Origin of the sequence: Streptomyces sp. NPDC091289 (genome assembly GCF_044757365.1) — a bacterium.
Taxonomy (GTDB): domain Bacteria; phylum Actinomycetota; class Actinomycetes; order Streptomycetales; family Streptomycetaceae; genus Streptomyces.
Genome location: NZ_JBIVUT010000003.1, coordinates 1 through 23,513, shown reverse-complemented (window position 1 = coordinate 23,513; position 23,513 = coordinate 1). Strand labels below are relative to the sequence as shown.

Sequence of the window (23,513 nt, the reverse complement as noted above, 5' to 3'; positions counted from 1 at the left end):
CGCATACCGAACCACCAGGAGCGGAGAGACATGCCCGGTCGTCCGAGCGCGCGCTGACGTCGTAGGCCGAGACCGGCCCGTCATCGCGTGCTGCCCCTGAGGTCGCGGCACAGCGAGCCCTACCCGCCCGATGCCCGGGTGCGCTTTCACGCGCGCCGGGCGGCGGTTCTCGTTCCCGGCGACCCCAGGGGTTTCTGTGCAGTCCCCTCCCCCTTCCCCTTCCCCTTCGGATTCGGATTCGGATTCCCCCTTGCCCTCCTCTTCCCTGTGGCGGGACGCCGACTTCCGCAGGCTCTGGGTGGGCCAGACCGCCTCCCAGCTCGGCGAACACACGATGCTCGTGGTTCTGCCGCTCTTCGCCGTCCTGGCGCTCGACGCGGGCGCGGGCCGGTTGGGCGTCCTCCGCGCCGTGGGGCAGGCGCCGGTCCTGCTGCTCTCGCTCCTCGCCGGTGCGTGGGTGGACCGGTGGCGGGCCCGCACAGTGATGGTGCTCACCGACGCCGCCCGCGCCGTGGCACTGGGCGCGGCGGCCGTGGCCGGTCTCCTCGGACTGCTCGGCCTGCCCGCGCTGTTCGTGGTCGCGTTCACCGTGGGGGCTCTGTCCGTGCTCTTCGACGTGGCGTATCAGGCCTCTCTCGTACGGATGGTGCGGCGCGATCAGCTCGTACGGGGCAACAGCGCGCTGGAAGGCAGCCGGTCCGCGGCGCAGATCGGCGGCCCCGCGCTCGGTGGTGCGTTGGTGTCACTGCTGTCGGCACCGGTCGCCATCGCCTCCGGCGCGCTGTTCTTCGCGGTGTCGTTCGGGTCGCTGCGGCGGATCCGCCGACCCGAACCCGTACCCGTACCGGAGCGCATGGCGCCGGTTGCGGAGCACCACGAGCGGCCCGAACGCACCTCTCGGGTCCGGCACCGGATCCACGACGGCCTGCGCTTCGTCGCCGGGAACGCCTGGCTGCGGGCCGTGTGCCTCGCCTCGGCCGCCTTCCAGTTCTCCTTCGCGGCCACGATGACCGTCTACCTGCTCTTCCTCCCGCGCGAACTGCATCTGGCGGGCGCCACCGTCGGCCTCGCTCTCGCGGCGACCGGGCCGGGCGCGCTCCTGGGCTCGGTCCTGGCCGCACGGCTGCCGGGGCGGTACGGCCACGGCGTGGTGCTCGTGTCGGCGGCGGTGCTCGGCAACGGGGCGCTGCTCTGCGTACCGGCACTGCACGGTTCCTCGGCCGCGACGGTCCTCGCGCTCCTTGCCGCCAACTTCGTGTTCGGGACCTTCAGCCAGCTGGTGAACGTCACGGTCATGTCGGTGCGGCAGGCCGTCACACCGGACGGAATGCAGGGGCGTGCGGCCGCGACGATCACGTTCGTCGGCATGGGGTTCACCCCGCTCGGCTCGCTGCTCGGCGGCTTCCTCGCGCAGGAGTGGGGCCTGCGGGCCGGGCTCCTGGCGACGACCGCGGGCATGATGCTGTCCCCGCTCCTGATGGCCGTGTCCCCGCTCGCCCGCCTGGGACGGAGGCTCCCGATATGACGTGCGCCACAGGGCCGCGCCCGCGGGCCGGGCCGCCATGAGCGCCCCGTACGGGCAACCGCCCGCCCCGGCCCACCGATCCGATGACACGCCCCCGGGACGGTGGGGCCGCGGCCCCACCGGGCGACTTAGGTCACCCTTCCCTGCCGCTGCGGAACCCTGGTACAGATGGTGAGGTTTCACCCCCCGCACCGGAAGAGCAGCCATGAACGCACCCCTGAATCAGGACGGGACAGCCGAGCTCACTCCCTTCACCATCGATCTGACCTTCGAGGAAGCGCGGCGACGGGCCGAGGTCGTCGCCGCGCTGGGGCCCGACTGGGATCCGGTGGCCGCTCTCCGCAGCGAGAACGCGGCCTACGCCCTGCTCTACTCGGGCCTGGACGCCGATCAGCAGCGCACCTACGACCGGCTGGTGGCCGCCGGTGTCCTGCCGGACGAGGATCCGGGCCGTGCGGCTGCCCATTGATCCGCAGGCGGACATCGCCCGCCGCGCCTGGGTGGCCTGCCCCGCCTGCGACGACGCCCGCCACTGCGCGACCTGCGCGGACCGCCGCACCTGCGGCGAGCACTGGCGCTATCTGATCTCCAACAACGGTCCGGTCCTGCACCTCCAGTGCCCCGGCTGCACACACACCTGGTCGCTCGACACCCGGCCCGGCCGTACGCCGGCCGAGCTCAGGCCGGGGCGTACCGCTGGAGGGTGACCCCGCTGCGGAACGCCCTCGATTCCAGGAGCCGCAGCCGGGGAACCTCTTAGCCGTCGGGGAAGAGCCGCCTGCCGCGGCCCTGGACGACCGGGACCGAGGAGCAGCGCGTCGGCACGGGCGTCCTGCCGGTGGCTCTCCTCCAGGACGTCGCTCATGTCCATCGGTCACAGGGCCGCAGGAGCGAGCAGGGGCCAGGCACCCGGAATTGGCCTTGGCCGACCTCCGCGCAGGCGGCCTACGGTCGCCCCATGAGGATTCGCATCGTCGACGCGTTCACCGACCGCCCCTTCTCCGGAAACCCCGCCGGCGTACTCCTGCTGGAGCGCGACGCGTTCCCGGCCGCCGAACGCCTTCAGGAGATCGCCACCGAGGTCAACCTCTCCGAGACGGCGTTCGCCCACCCGCTGCCGCCGGGCGGCCCGGCGGACTGGGCGCTGCGCTGGTTCACCCCGGCCACCGAGGTCGGCATGTGCGGGCACGCGACGCTCGCCACCGCCCACATCCTGCACACCACGGGCCTGGCCACGGGCCCGGTGCGGTTCACCGCCCGCTGCGGGATCCTGACCGCGACCGCCCACCCGGACGGCTCCCTCACCCTCGACTTCCCGACCTCCCCGCTGACCGAGGAGCCGGTGCCCTACGGCCTCGCCGACGCCCTCGGGGCCGATCCCGTATCGGTGCACGACACCGGCGAGCACATCGGCGACCTGCTCGTCGAGCTGCGCGACGAGGCGACCGTACGGGCGCTCGCCCCGGACTTCGCCGCGCTGGCGGCCCACTCCCGGCGCGGCGTCATCGCCACCGCCGCGGCCGAGGACCCCGCCCGGGGCTACGACTACGTCTCGCGCGGCTTCTTCCCGGGCGTCGGCATCGACGAGGACCCGGTCACCGGCAGCGCCCACACCGCGCTGGCACCCTTCTGGTCGGCCCGCCTCGGCCGCGACGACCTCACCGGCCTCCAGGCCTCCGCCCGCTCGGGGCTGGTCCGCACCGCCCTGCGCGGCGAGCGCACCCTGCTGACCGGCACGGCGGTCACGGTGATCGACGGCGAACTGCTCACCACGCTCTGACCGCGGGCCCGCCCGGGGGGGGCGACCACCCCCGGGGCCCCGCCCTCAAAGCGTCGGCAGCCAGTCGACCCGGCCCGCGAGCAGCGCGTATCCGACGAACGCCCCGATGTCCAGGAGCGCGTGCGCGACGACCAGCGGGCCCACCCGGCCCCAACGCCGGTAGAGCAGCACGAAGACGACGCCCATGACCACGTTGCCGATGAAGCCGCCGATCCCCTGATACAGGTGGTACGACCCGCGCAGTACGGAGCTGGCCACCAGGGCGGCCATCGGCGTCCAGCCCAACTGCCCGAGTCTGCGCAGCAGATACCCGACGACGATGACCTCCTCCACCACGGAGTTCTGGATCGCCGAGAGGATCAGTACGGGGTACTTCCACCAGACATCGGGCAGCGACTCGGGAACGACCGTCAGGCTGAATCCGGTGGCGTGGGCCACGAGGTAGAAGGCCAGGCCCGCGCTACCGATACCGGCCGCGACCAAGGTCCCCCGGCCGAGGTCGAACCAGGGCCTGGCCCGGTCGAAGCCGATGGCCCGCAGCCCCGTTCCCTCCCGGATCAGCAGATGCGCGACCAGCACGACCGGCACCAGAGCCGTTGCGATGCCGAACATTTGCCATGACAGATCAAGCCATGGACGGTCCGGAGCGTACGAACCGTTGAGCTTCGCCGCCTGATCCTTCAAACCTCCCGGTTTCGTCAGTGATCCGACAAAACTGATGAGGGAGGACACCGCGCTGGCACCCAGCGACAGCGCCAGGACCAGCACCACCTCGGACCGCAGAATCCTTCGTGACACGGCCTCTTGAGGAAAAGAATCAGCCATGCGCCCGGTCTCCACCTGTACACCCGCCTTTAGTTCTGCAATCGCGTCTCATCCCACTCACCGTCCCGCTAGGGTCTCGAATGCAGGTACGAAGATCATGCGTGACAGGCCGGGGGACGACCGCCATCGCTGATGGTGTGGTCCCCCTTTTCCTTGTTTCACCTTCAAGGAGGGGCACCACCGACATGGGACGTCATAGCTTGCCCGACGGCTACGCGGCGGAGGGAGGCCGGGACCGCCCGAACCCCCGGAGCCGGCGTCGTACGGTCGTCATCGCCACCCTGCTCGTCCTCGCCGTGGCGACGGGAGCGGCGGTAGCGGCCAAGGGCGGTCTGTTGTCGTTCTCCGCATCCTGCGAGGACTCCGCCGTGCGTCTGTCCGTGGTGGCGTCCCCGGACATCGCCCCCGCCGTACGTTCGATAGCCGAGCGGGCCCGCGTGGACGAGGTCAGGGCCGACGGCCGCTGCCTCGCGGTGGAGGTGTTGGCCCGCGATTCGCACAAGGTCGCCGAAGCCCTCGCCGCCGGGGGCGCGGATCCCGACTTCCAGGTCTGGCTGCCCGACTCCGACCTGTGGCTGGAGCGGGCCAAGGGGCTGGGCGAGGGCATTCCCGTCTCCCCGTCCGACTCGGTGGCCTCCTCGCCGGTGGCCCTGGCCATGGTGCCGTCCGCCTCCCGGGCCCTGGGCTGGCCCGGGAAGACGTACACCTGGGCCGAGTTGGTCGCCGGAGCGCTCGGATCGGACCGCGTACGCCTCGGTGCGGCGGACCCGGCGCGCAGCGCCACCGGGCTGCTGGCGCTCGCCGGCATCGGCGCCTCGTCCGCGCGGCAGGGCGGGGACAGCGACACCCGGGTCGCCCAGACCGCGAAGGTGCTCGCCGAGCGGATGTCGGACAGCGACGCGCAGGTGCTGGAGACCCTGGCGCGGAGCACGTCCGGGGCCGAGGAGGGCAACCCGAAGCGCAACCAGGCGGTCCTGATCTCCGAACAGTCGGCGTTCACGCACAACGCGGAGGCGACCGGCGGGGGCAAGCTGGACCTCTTCTACCCGGAGGACGGCACTCCGCTGCTGGACTACCCGTACACGCTGGTGAACGAGGCACGCCTGAGCACCGCGGAGTCCCGCGCGGCCCTGCGCTTCATGAACGTGCTGGGCGACCGGGAGGCTCAGGACACCTTCGCCGAGCACGGGTTCCGGGCAGGCGACGGGAGTGCGAAGGACTCCCTCGTCGTGGCGGCCGGCGGCAGGAAACCCCAGCCGTACGCCGAGCAGGCGGCCGGGGCGCCCTCGGCGAAGGAGCTCCAGGAGACGCTCGGGATGTGGACCATCACCGTGCAGAGCGCCCGGCTGACCACGGTGGTGGACGCCTCCGGCTCCATGGCGACGCTCGTGCCGGGCCGGGGGCAGTCCCGGATGGACGTCACGAAGGAGTCGTTGATCCAGGCGCTGGGCCAGTTCACCCCGAACGACGAGATCGGGCTGTGGGAGTTCGCCACCACGCTGGACGGCGAGAAGGACTACCGGCGGCTCATGCCGACGAAACGGCTCGGCGACCCGGCCACGGGCGGCGGCACCCACCGGGAGAAGCTCACGGCCGCGTTCGCGGGCCTGCAGCCGGTGCCGGGCGGTGCGACCGGGCTGTACGACACCACGCTGGCCGCGTACAAGGAGGCCCGGTCGACGTATGTGAAGGGCAAGTTCAACGCGCTGGTGATCCTCACCGACGGCTCCAACCAGGACGAGAACGGCATCTCGCGGAGCGGGCTCATCACCGAGCTCGAAGAGCTCCGCGACCCGGAGCGCCCCGTCCCGGTCATCGCCATCGCCGTGGGCCCGGACGCGGACCGCGACGAGGTCGCCGAGATCGCCCGGGTCACCGGCGGCGACGGCTACGAGGTGAGCGACCCGGCGGAGATCCAGGCCGTGATCCTTCAGGCCATCATGGCGGCGGGCCAGAACGGACGCGCCGCACAGGAGTGACCGGTCCGCCTTCCGGACCGGTCACCGCCGTGCGTCATTGCCGTACGTCTTTGCCGTGCTTCACCGCCGTGCTTCACCGCCGTGCGTCATTGCCACCCGTCACGGGCGCCCGCCACCGGCGCGCCCCGTCACGGCGCCCGGCGCCGCAGCGGCCCTCAGGGCGCCGGGAAGCCCACCGGCCAGGTGTGCACCGGCTCCCCCGCGTGCATCAGCTCGGCGTAGCGGCGTGTGGTCGCCGCGAGGGCCGCGTCCCGCCCGAGCCCGGCGTCCAGGGCCCGGCGGTACGTGGCCACCTGCCAGGAGGCCCCGTTGACGCGCCGCTTGCAGCGCTCCTCGATCACCCCGAGATAGCGGTCCCGGTCCGCGGGCTCGATGTGCCAGGCGTCCAGGCCCGCGGCGGCCAGCGGCAGCAGCTCCTCCAGCACCAGCTGTACGGCGGGGACCCTGGCCAGCCCGCCGGAGCGGCCCGGGCGGGGCCAGAGCAGCTCGGCCTCGATGCCGTGCCGGCAGGCCTCGGTGAAATTCTCCTCGGCGGCCTCGAACGGCAGCCTGCTCCACACCGGCCGGGACTCCTCGGCGAGCGCACGTACGAGCCCGTAGTAGAACGCGGCGTTGGCGATCACATCGGTGACCGTCGGTCCGGCGGGCAGGACCCGGTTCTCCACCCGCAGATGGGGAACGCCGTCGGCGATCCCGTACACGGGGCGGTTCCAGCGGTAGACGGTGCCGTTGTGCAGCACCAGCTCGGCCAGCTCGGGCACCCCGCCCTCGTCCAGCACCTTCAGGGGGTCCTCGTCGTCGCAGATCGGCAGCAACGGCGGGAAGTAGCGCAGGTTCTCCTCGAACAGCTCGTGGGCGGAGCCGATCCAGCGCTCCCCGAACCAGGTCCTGGGGCGCACGCCCTGGTTCGCCAGCTCCGGCGGCCGTACGTCGGTGGCCTGCTGGAACAGCGGCGGACGGGACTCCCGCCACAGCTCCTTGCCGAAGAGGAAGGGGGCGTTGGCGCCCAGCGCGATCTGGACGCCGGTGATCGCCTGGGCGGCGTTCCACACATCGGCGAACCGGGCCGGCGTCACCTGGAGGTGCAGCTGGACCGAGGTGCAGGCCGATTCCGGGGCGATCGAGGGCGAGGTGCAGACCAATCGCTCGACGCCTTCGATATCGAGGGCGAAATCCTCCCCCCGGGCGGCCGCCATTTGATCGTTGAGCAGGGTGTAACGGTCCACGTCCGAAAGGTTCGCGGACACCACGTCGTGCTCCCCCAGGGTGGGCAGGATTCCGATCATCACGATCCCCGCGTCCACCTCCCCCGCCTTGCGGTGCGCATAGGCGAGACCGGTCCGCAACTCCTCCGAGAGCTGATCGAATACCCGGCCGCCGAGACGGTGCGGGACGATATTCACTTCGAGATTGAACATCCCCAGTTCGGTCTGGAAATCCCGGCTCGCGATGCGCTGGAGCACTTCCTGATTCATCATCCGGGGCATCCCGTCGGAACCCGCGAGATTCAGCTCTATCTCCAGCCCCATCAGGTTCCGCGGACGGTCGAACCTCCGCTCCGCCAGGAGTCTGCCCAGAGCCTCCAGGCACTGGTTGAGCTTGGTGCGGTACTCCTGCCGATCGGACAGGTCAACAGCTACCGCCACGACCTTCTCCCCCATCTAGGGGTCCCTCCTCCAGTGGGCGGCCCGCGGCCCAGGCCGCTCGCATCACGATCGATAATGCCCAGCGGGAGTGATCCGTAACGCCCCCACGGGCCTCCGATACCCGATAGTCTGGTTGAAGGAGACCGGGGGCACATTCCCGCGGCATGTGGCTTCCAGCATTTTCGCCTGGAGCATGCGCAGCGGAAACACCGACGAGTTTCGGCCGACCGCACCGCCGGAAGGATGCCAGGTCGAGGTCGGCAACGCGAGCTCAAATCACCAGGAATACCGCGATTCGAAGGCCGGATGGCGCCTTGTGCGACATATCCTCGGCTGCTAGCGGAAACACTGTGTGAACATGTGTCATATAAACTCCGCTCAACGAGGCAGAGAGTTGATACGACTCGCCCGTCACCGGCCGTCTCCGGCCCCGCATGCCCGCATGCCGACAGCGCCGTCTGCACCCGCCCAAGCTCCACCGTGTCTCCAAGTGAGAGGCGACCCACTATGCCGTTGCATGTCCCCTCGGCTCCCGCGCCCGCCCTGCGCAGCGTTCTCGCGGCCCTCGGTTCTCCCACCGCCGTCCGCGAGGCCAAAACGTCCGCTCTTCGGTCCGTCCAGGGACCGCTGAGCCCCGAACTACCGCTTCCCGTCCATGTGCTGGACCGGATCACTCCCGCCAGGACAGCACCGCTGACACGCCTCGCGGCCTGGCGTTTCCTGATCCGGAGCGAGGGCCGCGCGGTCGCCGCGGCGGACACGGTGCTCACGCCCGACGGCTGGACGTTCTCGCACTTCTTCGAGGGGCCCTACCTCGCCTCGACCGAGCTGGCCGTCCGGCAGGCGGAGGCCTCGGCCACCGCCTGCCAGGCGCGGCTGCTGTCCATCCCGGAGCTGTACATGCTCACCCTCTGGCTGCACGGCGACACCGAGGCCGATCCCGCCGGCGGGGTGCTCGCGCCGACGGACGTCCTGGTGCCCCTGGCGCCGGCCCCGCCGGGCATCGCCGCCCATCGCCCGCACCGGGTCGCCGATCTGCTGCCCGTCATCTCGCTGCGCGTGGCTCCCGGGCCGCTCCTCAGCTCGGCCTGACCGGCGCCGACCCGGCACACCGCCCCCGCAGCGACCCCGATCCGCCCGCACACCGGCGGAAGGGGTCACTGCGGGGGCGGTGTGCTCCTCACTCGGACTAGCCCCATCCGGCCACCCCGAACCACCCAAAGGGACAGTGCAGTTGCGATGAACCGTCCGCGCGGGTGATGCGTCATGGGAGGAGTACGGGTGCTGCAGCGAAATCCCTGCGGAATCTTCCCCGTAGGGCAACACTGGGACCGGACCGACTGATACGGGGGTGGCCATGAACACCTCATCCAGCCGCAGGACATTCGACTCGACGCAGCGAAAGAACCCATCCATGTGCCAGCACCAGCCACCCTGCCCCACCGCCGACTCACCCGACCGGGAGGCCGCCCGCCTGACGGCCCACCATCCCGAACAGGGCTGGAGCCTGCTGTGCAACGGCGTCCTGCTCTTCGAGGACACCGGCGAACTGCTGCCCGACGGGCAGATCATCGCCCCGCACCGGCCGCTGGCAGCCGGCCGCGTGGTGAAGGCCGCCTGAGGACGGTCGCACGAACAGGGGCCGGCCCGGAGAGATCTCCGCACCGGCCCCGACGCATGTCCGGCGTACACCGCTCACGGCATACGCCCCACGACAGGCGTCCTCAGTCGTCGTACGCGTCCAGCGGGGGGCAGGAGCAGACCAGGTTCCGGTCGCCGAAAGCCCCGTCGATACGGCGCACCGGCGGCCAGTACTTGTCCGCGGCGGACACCCCGGCCGGGAAGACGGCCTCCTCGCGGCTGTAGCCGTGCTCCCAGTCGCCGCCGAGCGCGGCCGCGGTGTGCGGGGCGTTGGTCAGCGGGTTGTCGTCCTCGCTCCACTCCCCCGTGGCGACCTTCTCGATCTCGGCCCGGATCGCGATCATGGTGTCGCAGAACCGGTCGAGCTCCGCGAGGTCCTCGCTCTCCGTCGGCTCGATCATCAGCGTGCCGGCCACCGGGAACGACATGGTCGGCGAGTGGAAGCCGTAGTCGATCAGACGCTTGGCCACGTCGTCGATGGAGACGCCGGTCGCCTTGGAGATCGGCCGCAGGTCCACGATGCACTCGTGCGCGACCAGTCCGGCCGGGCCGTTGTACAGGATCGGGAAGTGCGGCTCGAGGCGCTTGGCGATGTAGTTCGCGGCCAGCACGGCGACCTGCGTGGCCCGCTTGAGGCCCTCGCCGCCCATCAGCCGGACGTACGCCCACGAGATCGGCAGGATACCGGCCGAGCCCCACGGGGCGGCCGAGATCGGGCCCACACCGGTCTCCGGGCCCGCGGCGGGCTGGAGGGGGTGGTTGGGGAGGTACGGGGCGAGGTGCGCGCGGACGCCGACCGGGCCGACGCCGGGGCCGCCGCCGCCGTGCGGGATGCAGAAGGTCTTGTGCAGGTTCAGGTGCGAGACGTCGCCGCCGAACTTGCCGGGCTTGGCGAGCCCGACCAGCGCGTTGAGGTTGGCGCCGTCGACGTAGACCTGGCCGCCCGCGTCGTGGACCTCGCCGCAGATGTCGGCGACGTGCTCCTCGAACACCCCGTGCGTGGACGGGTAGGTGATCATGAGCACGGCCAGCTCGTCGCGGTGCTGCTCGATCTTGGCGCGCAGGTCCGCGATGTCGACCTCGCCGTCGTCGGCGGTCTTCACCACGACGACCTTCATGCCGGCCATGACGGCGCTGGCGGCGTTGGTGCCGTGCGCGGAGGACGGGATGAGACAGACGGTGCGCTGGTCGTCGCCGTTGGCCCGGTGGTACGCCCGGACGGCCAGCAGACCCGCGAACTCACCCTGGGAGCCGGCGTTGGGCTGGATGGACACCGCGTCGTAGCCGGTGACCTCGGCGAGGCGCTCCTCCAGCTCACGGATGAGGGTGAGGAAGCCCTGCGCCTGCTCGGCCGGGGCGAAGGGGTGCAGCGCGCCGAACTCGGGCCAGGTGATCGACTCCATCTCGGCGGTCGCGTTCAGCTTCATGGTGCAGGAGCCGAGCGGGATCATGCCGCGGTCCAGCGCGTAGTCGCGGTCGGCGAGCTTGCGCAGGTAGCGCAGCATCGCGGTCTCGGAGCGGTGCTGGTGGAAGACCGGGTGGGTCAGGATGTCGTCGGAGCGCAGCAGCGCCTCGGGCAGCGTGTCGGCGACCGTGGCGTCCAGCGCCTCGATGTCGCCCTCGGCGCCGAAGGCGGCCCAGACGGTGGAGATCTGCGCCCGGGTGGTGGTCTCGTCGCAGGCGATGGAGACGTGGTCGGCGTCGACGAGGCGGAGGTTGACCCCGCGCTCCCGGGCGTCCGCGACGATGCCGGCGGCCTTGCCGGGGACGCGCACGGTCAGGGTGTCGAAGAACGCGCCGTGCACGACGTCGACGCCGGCGCTCCGCAGACCGTCGGCCAGGATCGCGGCGAAGCGGTGGGTGCGCCGGGCGATCGTCCGCAGCCCCTCGGGGCCGTGGTAGACCGCGTACATCCCGGCCATGACGGCGAGGAGGACCTGCGCGGTGCAGATGTTGCTGGTGGCCTTCTCGCGGCGGATGTGCTGCTCGCGGGTCTGCAGGGCCAGGCGGTAGGCCTTGTTGCCGTCGGCGTCGACGGAGACGCCGACGAGGCGGCCGGGCAGGGAGCGGGCGAACTTCTCGCGGACCGCCATGAAGCCGGCGTGCGGGCCGCCGAAGCCCATCGGGACGCCGAAGCGCTGGGTGGTGCCGACCGCGATGTCCGCGCCGAGCGCGCCGGGCGAGGTGAGCAGCGTGAGGGCCAGCAGGTCGGCGGCGACGGTGACGATCGCGCCGAGCTCGTGGGCCTGCTCGATGACGGGCTCGATGGCGCGCACGGCACCGGAGGCGCCCGGGTACTGGAGCAGGACGCCGAAGACGCCGCGCTCGGCGATCTCGGCGGGGATGCCGTCGCTCAGGTCGGCGACGACGACCTCGACGCCGGTGGGCTCGGCGCGGGTCTCGATGACCGCGACGGTCTGGGGCAGGGTGTCGGCGTCGACCAGGAAGACGCCCTTCTTGACCTTGCCGACGCGCCGGGCGAGCGCCATCGCCTCGGCGGCCGCGGTGCCCTCGTCGAGCAGGGAGGCGCCCGAGGTGGGCAGCCCGGTCAGCTCGGCGACCATCGTCTGGAAGTTCAGGAGGGCCTCGAGGCGGCCCTGGGAGATCTCCGGCTGGTACGGCGTGTAGGCCGTGTACCACGCGGGGTTCTCCATGACGTTGCGCAGGATCACCGGCGGCGTGAAGGTGCCGTAGTAGCCGAGGCCGATCATCGGGGCCAGCACCTTGTTGCGGTCGGCCAGCGACCGCAGCTCGGCCAGGACCTCCGCCTCGGTGCGCGCCGAGGGAAGGTTCAGGGCCTCCGCGCTCTTGATCACGTCGGGCACCGCGGCGGCGGTGAGCTCGTCGAGGGAGCCGTAACCGACCTGGGCGAGCATCTTCGCCTGGGCTCCGGCGTCGGGCCCTATGTGGCGCTGCTCGAACGGAATGCCCTGCTCCAGCTGGGAGAGCGAAGTGCGACGGGGGGTCATGGTGGAGGCCTCCTGGTCTGTCACGACCTGCGAGGGGCACCACGGCGCGGGTGCCCGAACGGCCTCCCCCTCTGTCATCTCAACCTGAGAGCTTCACCGGCCCGCCCGGGGGCGTGCCGACTTTCACCGTCGGTGAGGGTCGAGCCCGTCCGAGCCTGCGCCCGCACGGATCCGCCCTGCTTTCCAGAGTGACCTCAACCGTGCGGTACGGGGGCCTGAGAGATTCCGGGGAGGAGTTGCTCCTTCGGCGCCTCCGGATTCTCCACCGGAGGACTCTCCCGCACGGGGTCAGCAGCCACTGCCAGCCTACCAGCGGCCCATACGCCGGAGCTCTCGAGTGGCCGACACCACCAATCTGCACTTGTGTGGTGCTGGTGGAGCAACAGGGACCACCCTGAGCAGTTGCGACCAGTGGGAGGCACCGTGCAGACCGATATCGATCCGCGCCGCCTGATCGGCCGCAAGGCATTCGATCGCAAGGGCGCCAAGATCGGAACGGTGGATGAGGTCTATCTCGACGATGCGACGGGCGTGCCCGAGTGGGCGGCCGTCCGCACCGGCCTGTTCAGCAGGGACGCCTTCGTCCCCCTGGAACCCAGCGAATTCGTCGAGGACGCGCTCCGCGTCCCCTTCGACCGCGCGTTGATCAAGGACGCGCCGGACTTCGGCGTCGGCCGGCACCTCTCGCCCGAGCAGGAACTGCAGCTCTACCGCCATTACGGGCTGGACTCCCCGCCCCCGGAGGATCCGGCGTCCGACCGGGACTTCGGCAAGCTGGCGGGCCAGGAGGAGTAGCCGGCCGGCTCGCGGACGAGCGGCAGCGGATCGGCGGGCCGCAGCAGCGGATCGTCGATGCGGAAGGTCTGGACCCGGCCGGGTGCGCTCCACGGTTCCTCGAACCGGACGGTGACCCGGCCGACACCGCTCCCCTGCACCCAGCCGTGCCCGTGCTCCTCGTGGTGCACATCGTGTCCGGCGGGCCAGCGCCGGGCGGCGAGCAGCTCCGCGCCGTCCGGCTCGGGCTCCGCAACGGCCTCCTCGCCGCCCTCCACGGCCGGTGCCGGGTGCTCCTGGGCCCGCTGGGCGAGTTCCCGGGCGTCGGCGGCCTGGGCGAACAGGTCCTCCTGGGTGTAGTCGGCGAGCCCCGTGACGCCGACCCCGAGCAGCCGTACGCCTCCCGTGGTGTCGACGGACTCCAGCAGCCGCGCCGCCGCCTCACGGACCACCGTGGGGTCGTCCGTGGGGCCCCTGAGGGTCTCGGAGCGGGTCAGCGTGGAGAAGTCGTAGCGGCGCACCTTCAGCACCACCGTGCGGCCCGACCGGTCGGCGGCGCGCAGCCGTTCCACGCACCGGACGGCCAGCCGCTCCACCTCGGCGCGCACCCGCACCCGGTCGTGCAGGTCCACGTCGAAGGTGTCCTCCACCGATACGGACTTGGCGTCCCGCTCGGCGACCACCGGCCGGTCGTCGAGCCCCAGCGCCATCCGGTACAGCCCGTGGCCGTGGGCCTTGCCGACCAGCCGTACGAGCTCCGCCTCGCCCGCCTCGGCCAGGTCGTGGACGGTGGTCATGCCCGCCCGTCTGAGATGGTCCCCGGTGGCCGGGCCGACCCCCGGCAGGATGCGGACGGACATGGGGGCGAGCAGCTCACGTTCGGTGCCCGGCTCGATGACGAGCAGCCCGTCGGGCTTGGCCTCCTCGGAGGCGATCTTGGCGAGCATCTTGGAACCGGCCAGGCCGACGGATCCGCTGAGGCCGGTCACCGCCCGGATGGCCTCCCGCAGCCCTTCCCCCGTCGCCCGGGCCGATGCCGTGTCGTCGGCCGTGCCACCGGCCTCCAGGTCCACGAAGGCCTCGTCCAGGCTGAGCGGCTCCACCAGGGGCGACAGCCGCCCCAGCAGCTCCATCACCTGGTCGCTCACCGTCCGGTACAGCGAGAAGCGGGGCACCAGGTAGGCCGCGTTCGGTGCGAGCCGCCGGGCCTGCGCGGTGGGCATCGCCGAGTGCACGCCCAGCCGCCGGGCCTCGTACGAGGCGGTGGCGACCACTCCGCGCGGACCGAGGCCGCCCACCACGACCGCCTTGCCGCGCAGGCTCGGCTTGGCCGCCTGCTCCGCCGACGCGTAGAAGGCGTCCATGTCCAGGTGAAGGATGGTGGGCGCGGGTCTCACACCGTCGATGCTGCCCTACGGCACTGACAACGGGACGGTCCGGCGCTCGAAGGAGCGCCGGACCGTCCCGTTGTCAGTGCTGTTCGTCGTGCGCTGCTCAGCCGGCGCGGTTACGCCGCCGCGCCAGCTCGTCCGCGGGGTTGTGGCCGACGAGCGTCTCGCCGGTGTCGACCCGCTCGCCGTGCAGCTGCGAGAGCGCCGCGTCCACATCCCGCCAGACGACGCCGACGGCGATCCCGAAGACCCCCTGCCCGCCCTGGAGCAGGCTGACGACCTCGTCGGGCGAGGAGCACTCGTAGACCGTGGCCCCGTCGCTCATCAGCGTCATCCGCTCGAGATCCTGGAAACCACGGGCCCGCAGATGCTGGACCGTGGTGCGGATGTTCTGCAGAGCGACCCCGGTGTCCAGGAACCGCTTGACGATCTTGAGGAGGACCACGTCCCGGAAACTGTAGAGACGCTGGGTCCCCGACCCGTAGGCCGGGCGCACGCTGGGCTCGACCAGCCCCGTACGCGCCCAGTAGTCCAGCTGGCGGTAGGTGATCCCCGCCGCCGCGCACGCCGTAGGTCCGCGATAGCCGATGTCGCCGGCATCGCTCGCCGCTGCCACGCCGCCCGCTGCCACCGCTGCCGGTTGAACCGGCTGCCTGATGGCGTGGTCGGCTCCACTGCCGTGCTGCGGATACGGCCCACCCGCCGCCGTACCGTCGCCGCTGCTTCTCACGCCGACCTCCGTCCTTGACCTGCCCACTCGAAGGTAGGCAGTCACTCGGGGTGCGTCAACGATCGCCACACTCGGCACGCCGAGTGATAATCACCCTGAGGGTGGTTTCCCGTGTCTCGTTTCCGGGAAAGGCTTGCCGGATGCGCTGACGGCACCCCTGCGGGACGGTCACTGGCTGTTCGTACCGAAGTCCTCCGGAGAGATCTGGTCGAGGAATTCGCGGAACTTCTCCACCTCGTCCTCCTGCTCGTCGGGGATCGCGATGCCCGCATCGTCCAGCACGCCGTCACTGCCGTAGATCGGCGTGCCGGTCCGCAGGGCGAGCGCTATGGCGTCGGAGGGCCGGGCGCTCACCTCGACTCCGCTGGCGAAGACGAGCTCCGCGTAGAAGACCCCTTCGCGGAGGTCCGTGATGCGGACCTCGGTGAGCTCCTGGCCCACGGCCTCGAGCACATCCTTGAACAGGTCATGGGTCAGCGGCCTGGCGGGCGCCATGCCCTGCTGGGCGAAGGCAATCGCGGTCGCCTCCCCCGGACCGATCCAAATGGGGAGGTACCGGTCGCCTCCCACTTCACGCAGGAGAACGATCGGTTGGTTGGAGGGCATTTCCACCCGGACACCGACAACGTCGAGCTCGTTCACACAGCAACCCTAGGACGTGCTCGCCATGTTTGGGTAGTCGGGCTCCGCCGAGCTCAGTGCAGACGGCTGCGCAGAGCGCTCTGCACGAGTGCCGCGTGGAGCCGTACGGACAGCTCGGCGAGCTCGTTCGCGGTGGCCTCGGCATGGGCTCTGGTCTGCGGATTACGGTGCCGGCGCAGGGGTGCGACCAGCTGCTCCACCAGCCCCGCCTCCCGGTCGGCGGAGGCCCGCATGGCGCGAAGATGACGCGGTTCCAGACCGAAACGCCCCAGATCCGCCACCAGCTTGGCGACCGTCACCATCTCGGCGTCGTAGCCGCCCCCGGGGGCCGGAACGATGAGCCCGTAGGACTCCCATTCGGCCAGCCGGTCCTCGTCGACCTCGGCCGCCGCGAGCAGCTCGGCCCGCCCGATCCGGGCGGCGGTCGCCGTGCCGGGACCGGCCTCCCACACCCCGTCGGCGAGGTCCCGTCGCTCGCCCGGCGAGGGCAGGACGGGCTGCTCCCCCCGGGCCAGTGCGTCCAGGTGCTCCCGGATGACCTTCAGCGGCAGGTAGTGGTCCCGCTGCATGCGGAGCACCTGCGCCAGGCGCTCCACATCACGCGGGGCGAACTTCCGGTATCCGGAAGGAGTGCGCTGCGGCTCGATGAGCCCCTCGGCCTCCAGGAACCGGATCTTGGAGATGGTGACTTCGGGAAACTCGTCGCGCAGCTGGATGAGCACCGTTCCGATGCTCATCGGGCGCGCTTCCGCGGTGGCGGTGCCGTGGCCGGCACCGCCTGTCGGTGTTCGCAGCATGGGCCTTCCTGGGGGTCCCCCCGGACGGAGTCCGGGGGCTGGTCACACGCCCCGCGGGCTCGCATAGAAGACCAGGCGGTACTTTCCGATCTGGACTTCGTCGCCGTTGGACAGCTGGACCGAATCGATGCGCTCACGGTTGACGTAGGTGCCGTTGAGGCTGCCGACATCACCCACGGTGAAGCTACCGTCCGGGCTCCTGCGGAACTCCACATGACGCCGCGACACGGTCACATCGTCGAGAAAGATGTCGCTCTGCGGGTGACGGCCGGCCGTGGTGAGGTCGCTGTCGAGGAGGAAGCGGCTCCCGGAATTCGGGCCGCGCCGCACGACGAGCAGCGCCGAACCGCCGGGCAGCGCGTCGACCGCGGCCTGGGCCTCCGGGGAGAGCGAGGGCAGAGCGGTCTGGCCCGTCGCCTCCGCCTCGTACGCCTCGAGACCGGAGATGGAGATCGTGGACGTCGTCTCCGAGGGGCGCTCGGGAACGCCGCCCCGCAGCGGCGCGCCGCAGTTGGAACAGAACCTGCTGGCCTCCGCGTTGCGGTGACCGCACCTCGTACAGACCGGCATCGACGAGCCCTCCGGGGTGAACCCTCCACCCGTACTCGAGGCTGATGGTTCGCCGAAACCTATGCGTCCGGCACCGGCAGGGTCAACAGACGACACGCCGTCACCACTCGGGGCGCCGGACACCTCGTCGCGGAAGAGCGGACGCTCCGCATCCTGCTCCTCGCCCTGACCGTGGCGCGGCGCGCGGTGGCGGGCAGCACTGTTGCTGTCCTCGCGTGCACTCTTCCTGAACAACTTCGCAAACAACTTCACGGGCGATTCCCCTTGACCGACATAGACCCGCCCGTGGGGCAGGACGAACCCTGATTGAACACACCTGCCGACCCGGACATCTTCACAACGTCCGTATCCACCCGACAGTTTCCACCACGCACCACCAATCCGGTGCGCCGACCCCCCGCAACCGTCAGACCCGGTCCACCGGCCATCGCGCTCGCCCGGCTCACGGGGATGACGACCGAGCGTAGTCAGGCCGCTGCGCCGGTCGCAAGGCGTCCACGACGATGTCGTCGGACCGCTCCACGAGCACCGTGGCCTGCTCCTTCTCCAGCGTCTGCACCACACCGCCGGGGATGTTGAGGGCGGGCTCCAGATCCTGCGGCTTCCCGATCACCGTGAACTCGTACGGTGCTTCGATCTTCTTACCGTCCACCCGGACGTCCCCGGCGCCCCCGGAGAAGTAGGTGTTGGCCACCACCCGCACACCGTTGACCTCGATCGCCTCGGCCCCCGCCGCCCGCAGTTCCTGAAGGGCGTCGAGCAGCATGTCGGGGGCGACCGCCCCCGAGGGGTCGGTGATCGTCAGCGTGATGCCGGGCCCCTCGGCCGCCACGGTGCCCGCGAGGATACCGAGCTGGCGTTCCTTCTCCAGCGTCTGCTTCCGGGCCTCCTCGGCCTGGTCGGAGCTGTTCTCCAGCTCGGCGCGCTGATCGTCCAGGCGCTGCTTCTCGTCCTCCAGGCGCTGGGTCCGGTCGTCGACCTCGTCGAGGATACGGACCAGGTCCTCCTGCCGGGCGCCACGCAGCGCGCTGTCGTCGCTGGTGGACCGCACCTGGATGGCGAGCCCCAGGCCGAGCCCGAACAGCAGCACGGCGACGATGAGTTGGGCCCGGCTCAGCCTGGGCGGCCACAGCCCTGCCTTGAGCCGCTGCCGGCCCGACACCTCCTCGGCCGCGGGCGACGGCGCGGGAGGGTCGGGGACGGCGGACGCGCCGCCCTCCGGCTGTTCGCTACGGGGATTCTCGTCGTTGTTCATCGGCCTCAAGCCCGGAAGACGTGCCGGCGGATCGCGGCGGCGTTGGAGAAGATCCGGATGCCGAGCACGACCACCACACCCGTGGAGAGCTGAGCACCGACACCGAGTTTGTCGCCGAGGAAGACGATCAGAGCGGCCACCACGACGTTGGAGAGGAAGGAGACCACGAAGACCTTGTCGACGAAGATGCCGTCGAGCATGGCCCGCAGACCGCCGAAGACGGCGTCGAGCGCGGCGACCACCGCGATCGGCAGGTAGGGCTCGACCACCGCCGGTACCTCGGGCCGGACCAACAGTCCGACCACGACTCCCACGACGAGGCCCAGTACGGCGATCACGATGTGCCCTTCCCTGTGTCTGCCGCACCACTGCCGGCGGCCTTCGGCTCTGCTGTACGGACGATCAGGCTCGGCGCGGCCGGAAGCCGCACCTTCGCCTGATCGGAGATGCTGGTGCGGATGTCGAAGCTCTCCTTGAGCGCCTGAAGGTACTGGCCGTCGGCGCTGCCCTTGAATTCGGTCGCGAGCTTCTTCCCGTCCCCCACCGCGAGCACCGTGTACGGCGGTACGAGCGGCCTGTTGTCGACCAGTATGGCGTCGCCGGCGGCCCGGATGGCCGACAGTGCCGTCAGCCTTTGCCCATTGATGGCGATGGCCTCGGCCCCGGATTCCCACAGGCCGTTGACGACACGCTGCATGTCCCGGTCACGTACCCGTCCGGTGTCGGCGAAGCCCGACGACTCGCGTGGCCCGCCGCCGCCCTGGTCGGTGTTCTTCGCGTCGTCGACGATCAGCTTCACGCCGGAACCCTCGACGGGAGTCGCTCCGGCCAGCAGTGCCACCAGCTCCCCCTGGTCCCCGCCGTGCCGCTCGAGGGCCTTGCGCTGACGCTCACTCACATCGTTGCGGAGCGCGTCGACATCCGACTCCAGGGTGTCCGCGGCCCGCGTCTCCGCGTTGATCCGGTCGATCAGCTCTTCGCGCTCCTTGGCGACGACCGGCGCCGAGATCCGCGCCTCGGCCGCGCCCAGGGTGACCACCAGGGCCGCCACCACCAGTCCGGCGGCGAGGCCCAGCTTCGACTTGAGCGTACGGGGCAGCCCCGCGCTCCCGTCGGCCTTGCGCCGCGCCGAGGCCTCCGCGTACCCGTCGTCGAGGCTGTGATCCATCACGTTGTTCAGCAGCGACATGGAGGCGTCGGGGCGTGCGGGCGGCGAGGCGGTGCTCCGATCGGGGGACTGCTGCGACATGCCGCACATCGTCGCACGTCATCACGGCTGCCGCCGAATGGCCCCACCGGTGCGCCGCGACCCCCTGCCCGGGGTGTCGCGGCGCACCGTCATCGCCTCACTCGCCCGCGCTGTCCACCACCGCGGCCCACTCGTCGAGCAGCGCCTGGGCCGAGGCGTCGTCCGGACCTTCCGCCCACAGATGGGTGACGGCCTCCGCCCGGTCGGGCAGCACCATGATCCACCGCCCGTCCGCCTCGACCACGCGGACCCCGTCCGTGGTGTCCACGCTGCGGTCGCCCGCCGCTTCCACGACCCGCCGCATGACGAGCCCCTTGACGGCCCAGGGCGTCGCCAGGTCGCGGCGCAGGACGTGCGCCCGGGGAATGCGGGCGTCGATCTGGCTCAGGGTGAGCTGGGTGCGCGCGACGAGCCCGATGAGCCGGACGAAGGCGGCGCTTCCGTCGAAGACGCTGCTGAATTCGGGAACGATGAACCCGCCGCGCCCGTCTCCTCCGAAGATGGTGTCCTCTTCACGGCCCACCCGGGTCAGATCGTCGGGCGAGGTGGTCGTCCACTCCACCTGGGTGCCGTGGTAGGCCGCCACCTGCTCGGCGACGCGCGTGGTCGTCACGGGCAGGGCGACCCGACCGCTGCGCCGCTCGGCGGCGACGAGATCGAGGAGGACCAGCAGGGCCCGGTCGTCCTCGATGATCCGGCCCAGTTCGTCGACGAGGGAGAGCCGCTCGCCCACCGGGTCGAACCGCACCCCGAAGGCCGCCCGCGCGGAGGACACGATCTCCCCGAGCCGCACCAGACCGGCCCGCCGGGTGTCGGCGGACTCGGTGGGCCGCGATTCGTCGAGCCCGGGGTTGATCGTCAGCGCGTCCACGCCGAGCCGCCCGAGGAGGCTGGGCAGAACGAGCCCCGCGCTGCCGTTGGAGGCGTCGACGACGACCTTGAGCCCGGACTCCGCGATGCCCTCGACGTCGACGTTCCGCAGGAGGGAACCGGTGTACGAGTCGAACACGCTGGACGGGAAGTGCAGGTCCCCGATCTCGCCGGGGAAGGCCCTGCGGTACTCCTGGCGCGCGTAGACCCGGTCGAGCTTGCGCTGCTGGGCCTGCGAGAGGTCCGCGCCCCGCTCGTCGATGAACATGATGTCCACCGAGTCGGGCACCCCGGGCGACGTACGGATCATGATGCCGCCGGCGCTGCCCCGGGCGGTCTGCTGGCGCGCCACGGGCAGCGGTACGTTCTCGAGGTCCCGGACGTCGATGGCGCTGGCCTGGAGGGCCGAGATGACGGCCCGCTTGAGAGCACGGGCGCCTCGGGAGTGGTCACGTGCGGTCGTGACCGTCGAGCCCTTCTTGAGGGTCGTGGCGTAGGCGCCCGCCAGCCGTACGGCCAGTTCGGGGGTGATCTCGACGTTCAGGATCCCGGAGACCCCGCGCGCTCCGAAGAGATGTGCCTGTCCCCGGGATTCCCAGATGACCGAGGTGTTGACGAACGCGCCGGCCTCGATCGTCTTGAACGGGTACACCCGGACATTGCCCTGGATGATCGACTCCTCGCCGACCAGGCATTCGTCCCCGATGACGGCGCCGTCCTCGATCCGGGCCGCCCGCATGATGTCGGTGTTCTTGCCGACCACGCAGCCCCGGAGGTTGCTGTGCTGGCCGATGTACACGTTGTCGTGCACCACGGCCTTGTGAAGAAAGGCGCCGGTCTTCACGACGACGTTCGACCCGACGACCGTATGTTCACGGATCTCGACGTCCGCCTCGACCTTGGCGTAGTCGCCGATGTACAGCGGCCCGCGCAGAACGGCGTCGGGGTGGACCTCCGCGCCTTCGGCGACCCACACGCCGGGGGAGATCTCGAAGCCGTCGAGCTCCACGTCGACCTTGCGCTCCAGGACGTCCGCCTGGGCCTTGACGTAACTCTCGTGCGTGCCGACGTCCTCCCAGTAGCCCTCGGCGATATAGCCGTAGATGGGCTTGCCCTCCTTCATCAGCTGAGGGAAGACGTCACCGGACCAGTCGACGGAGGTATCGGCCTGGACGTAGTCGAAGACCTCGGGCTCCATGACGTAGATGCCCGTGTTCACGGTGTCCGAGAAGACCTGCCCCCAGGTGGGCTTCTCCAGGAACCGTTCGACCTGACCGTTCTCGTCCACGATGGTGATCCCGAATTCCAGCGGATTGGGAACCCTGGTCAGACAGACGGTGACGAGGCCGCCCTTTTCCTTGTGGAACGCGATGAGATCGGTGAGATCGAAGTCGGTGAGCGCGTCACCGGAAATGACGAGGAACGTGTCGTCCTTCAACGCCTCCTCGGCGTTCTTCACGCTGCCCGCGGTGCCGAGTGGCTTCTCCTCGTTGGCATAGGTGAGCTCCATCCCGAGCTCTTCACCGTCCCCGAAATAATTCTTGACGAGAGAGGCGAGGAACTGGACGGTCACTACTGTTTCGCTGAGCCCATGCCGCTTGAGCAGCCGCAGGACGTGCTCCATGATCGGCCTGTTGGCAACGGGCAGGAGCGGCTTGGGCATGCTCGAGGTCATGGGACGAAGACGTGTGCCTTCGCCGCCAGCCATCACGACGGCCTTCATGTCGGAAACGTCCTCCTAGAAGAGACGACGGTTAGCCGAGTTCGCCCGTCGGGGCATCATTCAGAACTTCTGCCGCGGACCGGCGACACTGCGCGGCACCGCATCAACGAGCTCAATCGGCTACTGCGTCCGCCTTCACGAGCCGGCGGACCTGAACCACGTAGAGGATCCCTGCCCACCAGTAGAGCGTTGTACCCCAACCTGCGAACGCCCATCCGAAAACGGCGGCCAGTGTGGCCAGCCAACCACTCCCGTCGCTGAGCAGCAACAAGGGGAACGCGTACATCAGGTTGAACGTCGCGGCCTTCCCGAGGAAGTTGACCTGCGGGGGCGGATAGCCGTGGCGTCGCAGGATGGCCACCATCACGAGAAGCATCAGTTCCCGGGCGAGAAGGGCTGCGGTGACCCAGAGGGGCAGGATCTCGCGCCAGGTGAGGCCAACCAGGGTGGAAAGAATGTAGAGGCGGTCCGCCGCCGGGTCCAGCAGCCGGCCGAGGCTGCTGATCTGGTTCCACTTGCGGGCGAGCTTTCCGTCGAGGTAGTCGCTGATGCCACTGAGCATCAGCACCAGCAGCGCCCAGTTGTCGCTGTTGGGCCCTCCGAACACGGGGCGAAGAATCAGCCACAGGAAGAGCGGTACCCCGACAAGGCGAGCCATGCTGAGGATGTTGGGGATGGTGAGGACCCGGTCCGTCTGGACCCGGGTCTCCTGGACCTCCACCCGGGAGCCTCCTGTGAAGAACGTGCCAATGATGCCCCCTGACCCTACCCTCAGCTTCCCCCGTCCGGTGCACGGGGGTGGAGCGAAGAGGGTGCGGAGAGGTCCGGAACGCAGAAAAGCCCCGCACCAGAAGGTGCGGGGCTTTCCCGGAAAAATTGTTCGGCGGCGTCCTACTCTCCCACAGGGTCCCCCCTGCAGTACCATCGGCGCTGAAAGGCTTAGCTTCCGGGTTCGGAATGTAACCGGGCGTTTCCCTAACGCAATGACCACCGAAACACTATGAAATTAACCAACACCGGATGTTTACACGGCCGTTCGTTATTTCAGAACTAACACAGTGGACGCGAGCAACTGAGGACAAGCCCTCGGCCTATTAGTACCAGTCAGCTCCACCCGTTACCGGGCTTCCACATCTGGCCTATCAAC

The 23,513-nt window shown here is 70.4% G+C and carries 21 protein-coding genes, 2 rRNA genes and 1 riboswitch; of the genes, 8 read left to right on the top strand and 15 right to left on the bottom strand.

Features of this window, described 5'->3' with window-relative positions; all coding sequences use genetic code 11:
• The first annotated feature begins 250 nt into the window (after nucleotides 1-250).
• From ACIQPT_RS04260 to ACIQPT_RS04245, 4 genes are all read left to right on the top strand, one after another.
• On the top strand, nucleotides 251-1,525 hold the full coding sequence (locus ACIQPT_RS04260; RefSeq protein WP_401152597.1) for an MFS transporter: 1,275 nt from the start codon (nucleotides 251-253) through the stop codon (nucleotides 1,523-1,525).
• Nucleotides 1,526-1,730: 205 nt separating this feature from the next.
• Complete coding sequence (locus ACIQPT_RS04255) at nucleotides 1,731-1,994, top strand: DUF6400 family protein (protein WP_401152596.1); 264 nt, start codon at nucleotides 1,731-1,733, stop codon at nucleotides 1,992-1,994.
• Nucleotides 1,978-2,232, top strand: a complete 255-nt coding sequence (locus ACIQPT_RS04250) for a hypothetical protein (protein ID WP_401152594.1) — start codon at nucleotides 1,978-1,980, stop codon at nucleotides 2,230-2,232. The genes ACIQPT_RS04255 and ACIQPT_RS04250 overlap by 17 nt, the downstream gene beginning before the upstream one ends.
• Nucleotides 2,233-2,483: 251 nt before the next feature.
• Nucleotides 2,484-3,305: a PhzF family phenazine biosynthesis protein gene (locus ACIQPT_RS04245; protein ID WP_401152592.1), complete on the top strand. Its 822-nt coding sequence runs from the start codon at nucleotides 2,484-2,486 to the stop codon at nucleotides 3,303-3,305.
• A gap of 45 nt (nucleotides 3,306-3,350) precedes the next feature.
• Here the strand turns inward: ACIQPT_RS04245 and ACIQPT_RS04240 are convergent, their stop codons facing one another.
• Nucleotides 3,351-4,130 (bottom strand): CPBP family intramembrane glutamic endopeptidase, encoded by a 780-nt coding sequence (locus tag ACIQPT_RS04240; protein WP_401152591.1) that lies wholly within the window; start codon nucleotides 4,128-4,130, stop codon nucleotides 3,351-3,353.
• Nucleotides 4,131-4,315: 185 nt separating this feature from the next.
• Here ACIQPT_RS04240 and ACIQPT_RS04235 point away from each other — a divergent pair, with 185 nt between their 5' ends.
• Entirely contained in the window at nucleotides 4,316-6,109 is a 1,794-nt protein-coding gene (locus ACIQPT_RS04235) for a substrate-binding and VWA domain-containing protein (protein ID WP_401152588.1), read from the top strand.
• Nucleotides 6,110-6,264: 155 nt separating this feature from the next.
• Here the strand turns inward: ACIQPT_RS04235 and ACIQPT_RS04230 are convergent, their stop codons facing one another.
• Nucleotides 6,265-7,770 carry a glutamate--cysteine ligase gene (locus tag ACIQPT_RS04230; RefSeq protein ID WP_401152585.1) on the bottom strand — a complete coding sequence of 502 codons (1,506 nt, stop codon included), beginning with the start codon at nucleotides 7,768-7,770 and terminating at the stop codon, nucleotides 6,265-6,267.
• A gap of 492 nt (nucleotides 7,771-8,262) precedes the next feature.
• Here ACIQPT_RS04230 and ACIQPT_RS04225 point away from each other — a divergent pair, with 492 nt between their 5' ends.
• A complete protein-coding gene (locus ACIQPT_RS04225; protein ID WP_164617545.1) occupies nucleotides 8,263-8,847 on the top strand; it encodes a hypothetical protein in 585 nt (194 codons plus the stop codon).
• A gap of 322 nt (nucleotides 8,848-9,169) precedes the next feature.
• The gene (locus tag ACIQPT_RS04220; protein WP_007452228.1) at nucleotides 9,170-9,376 is read left to right on the top strand and encodes a DUF5999 family protein; all 207 of its coding nucleotides are present in this window, start codon (nucleotides 9,170-9,172) and stop codon (nucleotides 9,374-9,376) included.
• Between the two features lie 103 nt (nucleotides 9,377-9,479).
• Here ACIQPT_RS04220 and gcvP read toward each other — a convergent pair whose 3' ends face one another.
• On the bottom strand, nucleotides 9,480-12,365 hold the full coding sequence (gene gcvP, locus ACIQPT_RS04215) for an aminomethyl-transferring glycine dehydrogenase (protein WP_401152582.1): 2,886 nt from the start codon (nucleotides 12,363-12,365) through the stop codon (nucleotides 9,480-9,482).
• Between the two features lie 193 nt (nucleotides 12,366-12,558).
• Nucleotides 12,559-12,656: riboswitch (glycine riboswitch) on the bottom strand.
• Between the two features lie 132 nt (nucleotides 12,657-12,788).
• Here gcvP and ACIQPT_RS04210 point away from each other — a divergent pair.
• A complete protein-coding gene (locus ACIQPT_RS04210) occupies nucleotides 12,789-13,160 on the top strand; it encodes a PRC-barrel domain-containing protein (RefSeq protein WP_401152580.1) in 372 nt (123 codons plus the stop codon).
• Here ACIQPT_RS04210 and ACIQPT_RS04205 read toward each other — a convergent pair.
• The 12 genes from ACIQPT_RS04205 to ACIQPT_RS04150 all read right to left on the bottom strand — a co-directional run.
• On the bottom strand, nucleotides 13,082-14,536 hold the full coding sequence (locus ACIQPT_RS04205; protein WP_401152579.1) for a DNA polymerase IV: 1,455 nt from the start codon (nucleotides 14,534-14,536) through the stop codon (nucleotides 13,082-13,084). The two genes, ACIQPT_RS04210 and ACIQPT_RS04205, sit on opposite strands and share 79 nt — an antisense overlap.
• Before the next feature lie 97 nt (nucleotides 14,537-14,633).
• Nucleotides 14,634-15,260, bottom strand: coding sequence for a MerR family transcriptional regulator (locus tag ACIQPT_RS04200; protein ID WP_384337196.1), 627 nt, complete (start codon nucleotides 15,258-15,260; stop codon nucleotides 14,634-14,636).
• A gap of 168 nt (nucleotides 15,261-15,428) precedes the next feature.
• The gene (locus tag ACIQPT_RS04195) at nucleotides 15,429-15,902 is read right to left on the bottom strand and encodes a bifunctional nuclease family protein (RefSeq protein WP_006123076.1); all 474 of its coding nucleotides are present in this window, start codon (nucleotides 15,900-15,902) and stop codon (nucleotides 15,429-15,431) included.
• Nucleotides 15,903-15,955: 53 nt separating this feature from the next.
• Nucleotides 15,956-16,699 (bottom strand): MerR family transcriptional regulator, encoded by a 744-nt coding sequence (locus ACIQPT_RS04190; protein ID WP_401152576.1) that lies wholly within the window; start codon nucleotides 16,697-16,699, stop codon nucleotides 15,956-15,958.
• 42 nt (nucleotides 16,700-16,741) lie between these two features.
• The gene (locus ACIQPT_RS04185) at nucleotides 16,742-17,521 is read right to left on the bottom strand and encodes an FHA domain-containing protein (protein ID WP_401152573.1); all 780 of its coding nucleotides are present in this window, start codon (nucleotides 17,519-17,521) and stop codon (nucleotides 16,742-16,744) included.
• Nucleotides 17,522-17,711: 190 nt separating this feature from the next.
• Nucleotides 17,712-18,524, bottom strand: coding sequence for a DUF881 domain-containing protein (locus ACIQPT_RS04180; RefSeq protein ID WP_401152570.1), 813 nt, complete (start codon nucleotides 18,522-18,524; stop codon nucleotides 17,712-17,714).
• 5 nt (nucleotides 18,525-18,529) lie between these two features.
• Complete coding sequence (locus ACIQPT_RS04175; protein ID WP_003970459.1) at nucleotides 18,530-18,862, bottom strand: small basic family protein; 333 nt, start codon at nucleotides 18,860-18,862, stop codon at nucleotides 18,530-18,532.
• Nucleotides 18,859-19,773: a DUF881 domain-containing protein gene (locus tag ACIQPT_RS04170; protein WP_401152567.1), complete on the bottom strand. Its 915-nt coding sequence runs from the start codon at nucleotides 19,771-19,773 to the stop codon at nucleotides 18,859-18,861. The genes ACIQPT_RS04175 and ACIQPT_RS04170 overlap by 4 nt, the downstream gene beginning before the upstream one ends.
• A gap of 97 nt (nucleotides 19,774-19,870) precedes the next feature.
• Nucleotides 19,871-22,366 carry a sugar phosphate nucleotidyltransferase gene (locus ACIQPT_RS04165; RefSeq protein ID WP_401152565.1) on the bottom strand — a complete coding sequence of 832 codons (2,496 nt, stop codon included), beginning with the start codon at nucleotides 22,364-22,366 and terminating at the stop codon, nucleotides 19,871-19,873.
• A gap of 112 nt (nucleotides 22,367-22,478) precedes the next feature.
• Complete coding sequence (locus ACIQPT_RS04160) at nucleotides 22,479-23,087, bottom strand: CDP-alcohol phosphatidyltransferase family protein (RefSeq protein WP_007452211.1); 609 nt, start codon at nucleotides 23,085-23,087, stop codon at nucleotides 22,479-22,481.
• Nucleotides 23,088-23,244: 157 nt separating this feature from the next.
• Nucleotides 23,245-23,361 (bottom strand): 5S ribosomal RNA (rrf, locus tag ACIQPT_RS04155).
• Nucleotides 23,362-23,440: 79 nt separating this feature from the next.
• Nucleotides 23,441-23,513, bottom strand: a 23S ribosomal RNA gene (locus ACIQPT_RS04150); the annotation flags it as partial.

Coding starts and splice junctions, on each gene's coding strand:
- ACIQPT_RS04220 (WP_007452228.1), top strand. CDS start 9,170: ATGTGCCAGCACCAGCCACCCTGCCCCACCGCCGACTCACCCGACCGG.
- ACIQPT_RS04190 (WP_401152576.1), bottom strand. CDS start 16,699: ATGCTGCGAACACCGACAGGCGGTGCCGGCCACGGCACCGCCACCGCG.
- ACIQPT_RS04180 (WP_401152570.1), bottom strand. CDS start 18,524: ATGAACAACGACGAGAATCCCCGTAGCGAACAGCCGGAGGGCGGCGCG.
- ACIQPT_RS04230 (WP_401152585.1), bottom strand. CDS start 7,770: ATGGGGGAGAAGGTCGTGGCGGTAGCTGTTGACCTGTCCGATCGGCAG.
- ACIQPT_RS04245 (WP_401152592.1), top strand. CDS start 2,484: ATGAGGATTCGCATCGTCGACGCGTTCACCGACCGCCCCTTCTCCGGA.
- ACIQPT_RS04255 (WP_401152596.1), top strand. CDS start 1,731: ATGAACGCACCCCTGAATCAGGACGGGACAGCCGAGCTCACTCCCTTC.
- ACIQPT_RS04165 (WP_401152565.1), bottom strand. CDS start 22,366: ATGAAGGCCGTCGTGATGGCTGGCGGCGAAGGCACACGTCTTCGTCCC.
- ACIQPT_RS04240 (WP_401152591.1), bottom strand. CDS start 4,130: ATGGCTGATTCTTTTCCTCAAGAGGCCGTGTCACGAAGGATTCTGCGG.
- ACIQPT_RS04225 (WP_164617545.1), top strand. CDS start 8,263: ATGCCGTTGCATGTCCCCTCGGCTCCCGCGCCCGCCCTGCGCAGCGTT.
- ACIQPT_RS04235 (WP_401152588.1), top strand. CDS start 4,316: ATGGGACGTCATAGCTTGCCCGACGGCTACGCGGCGGAGGGAGGCCGG.
- gcvP (WP_401152582.1), bottom strand. CDS start 12,365: ATGACCCCCCGTCGCACTTCGCTCTCCCAGCTGGAGCAGGGCATTCCG.
- ACIQPT_RS04170 (WP_401152567.1), bottom strand. CDS start 19,773: ATGTCGCAGCAGTCCCCCGATCGGAGCACCGCCTCGCCGCCCGCACGC.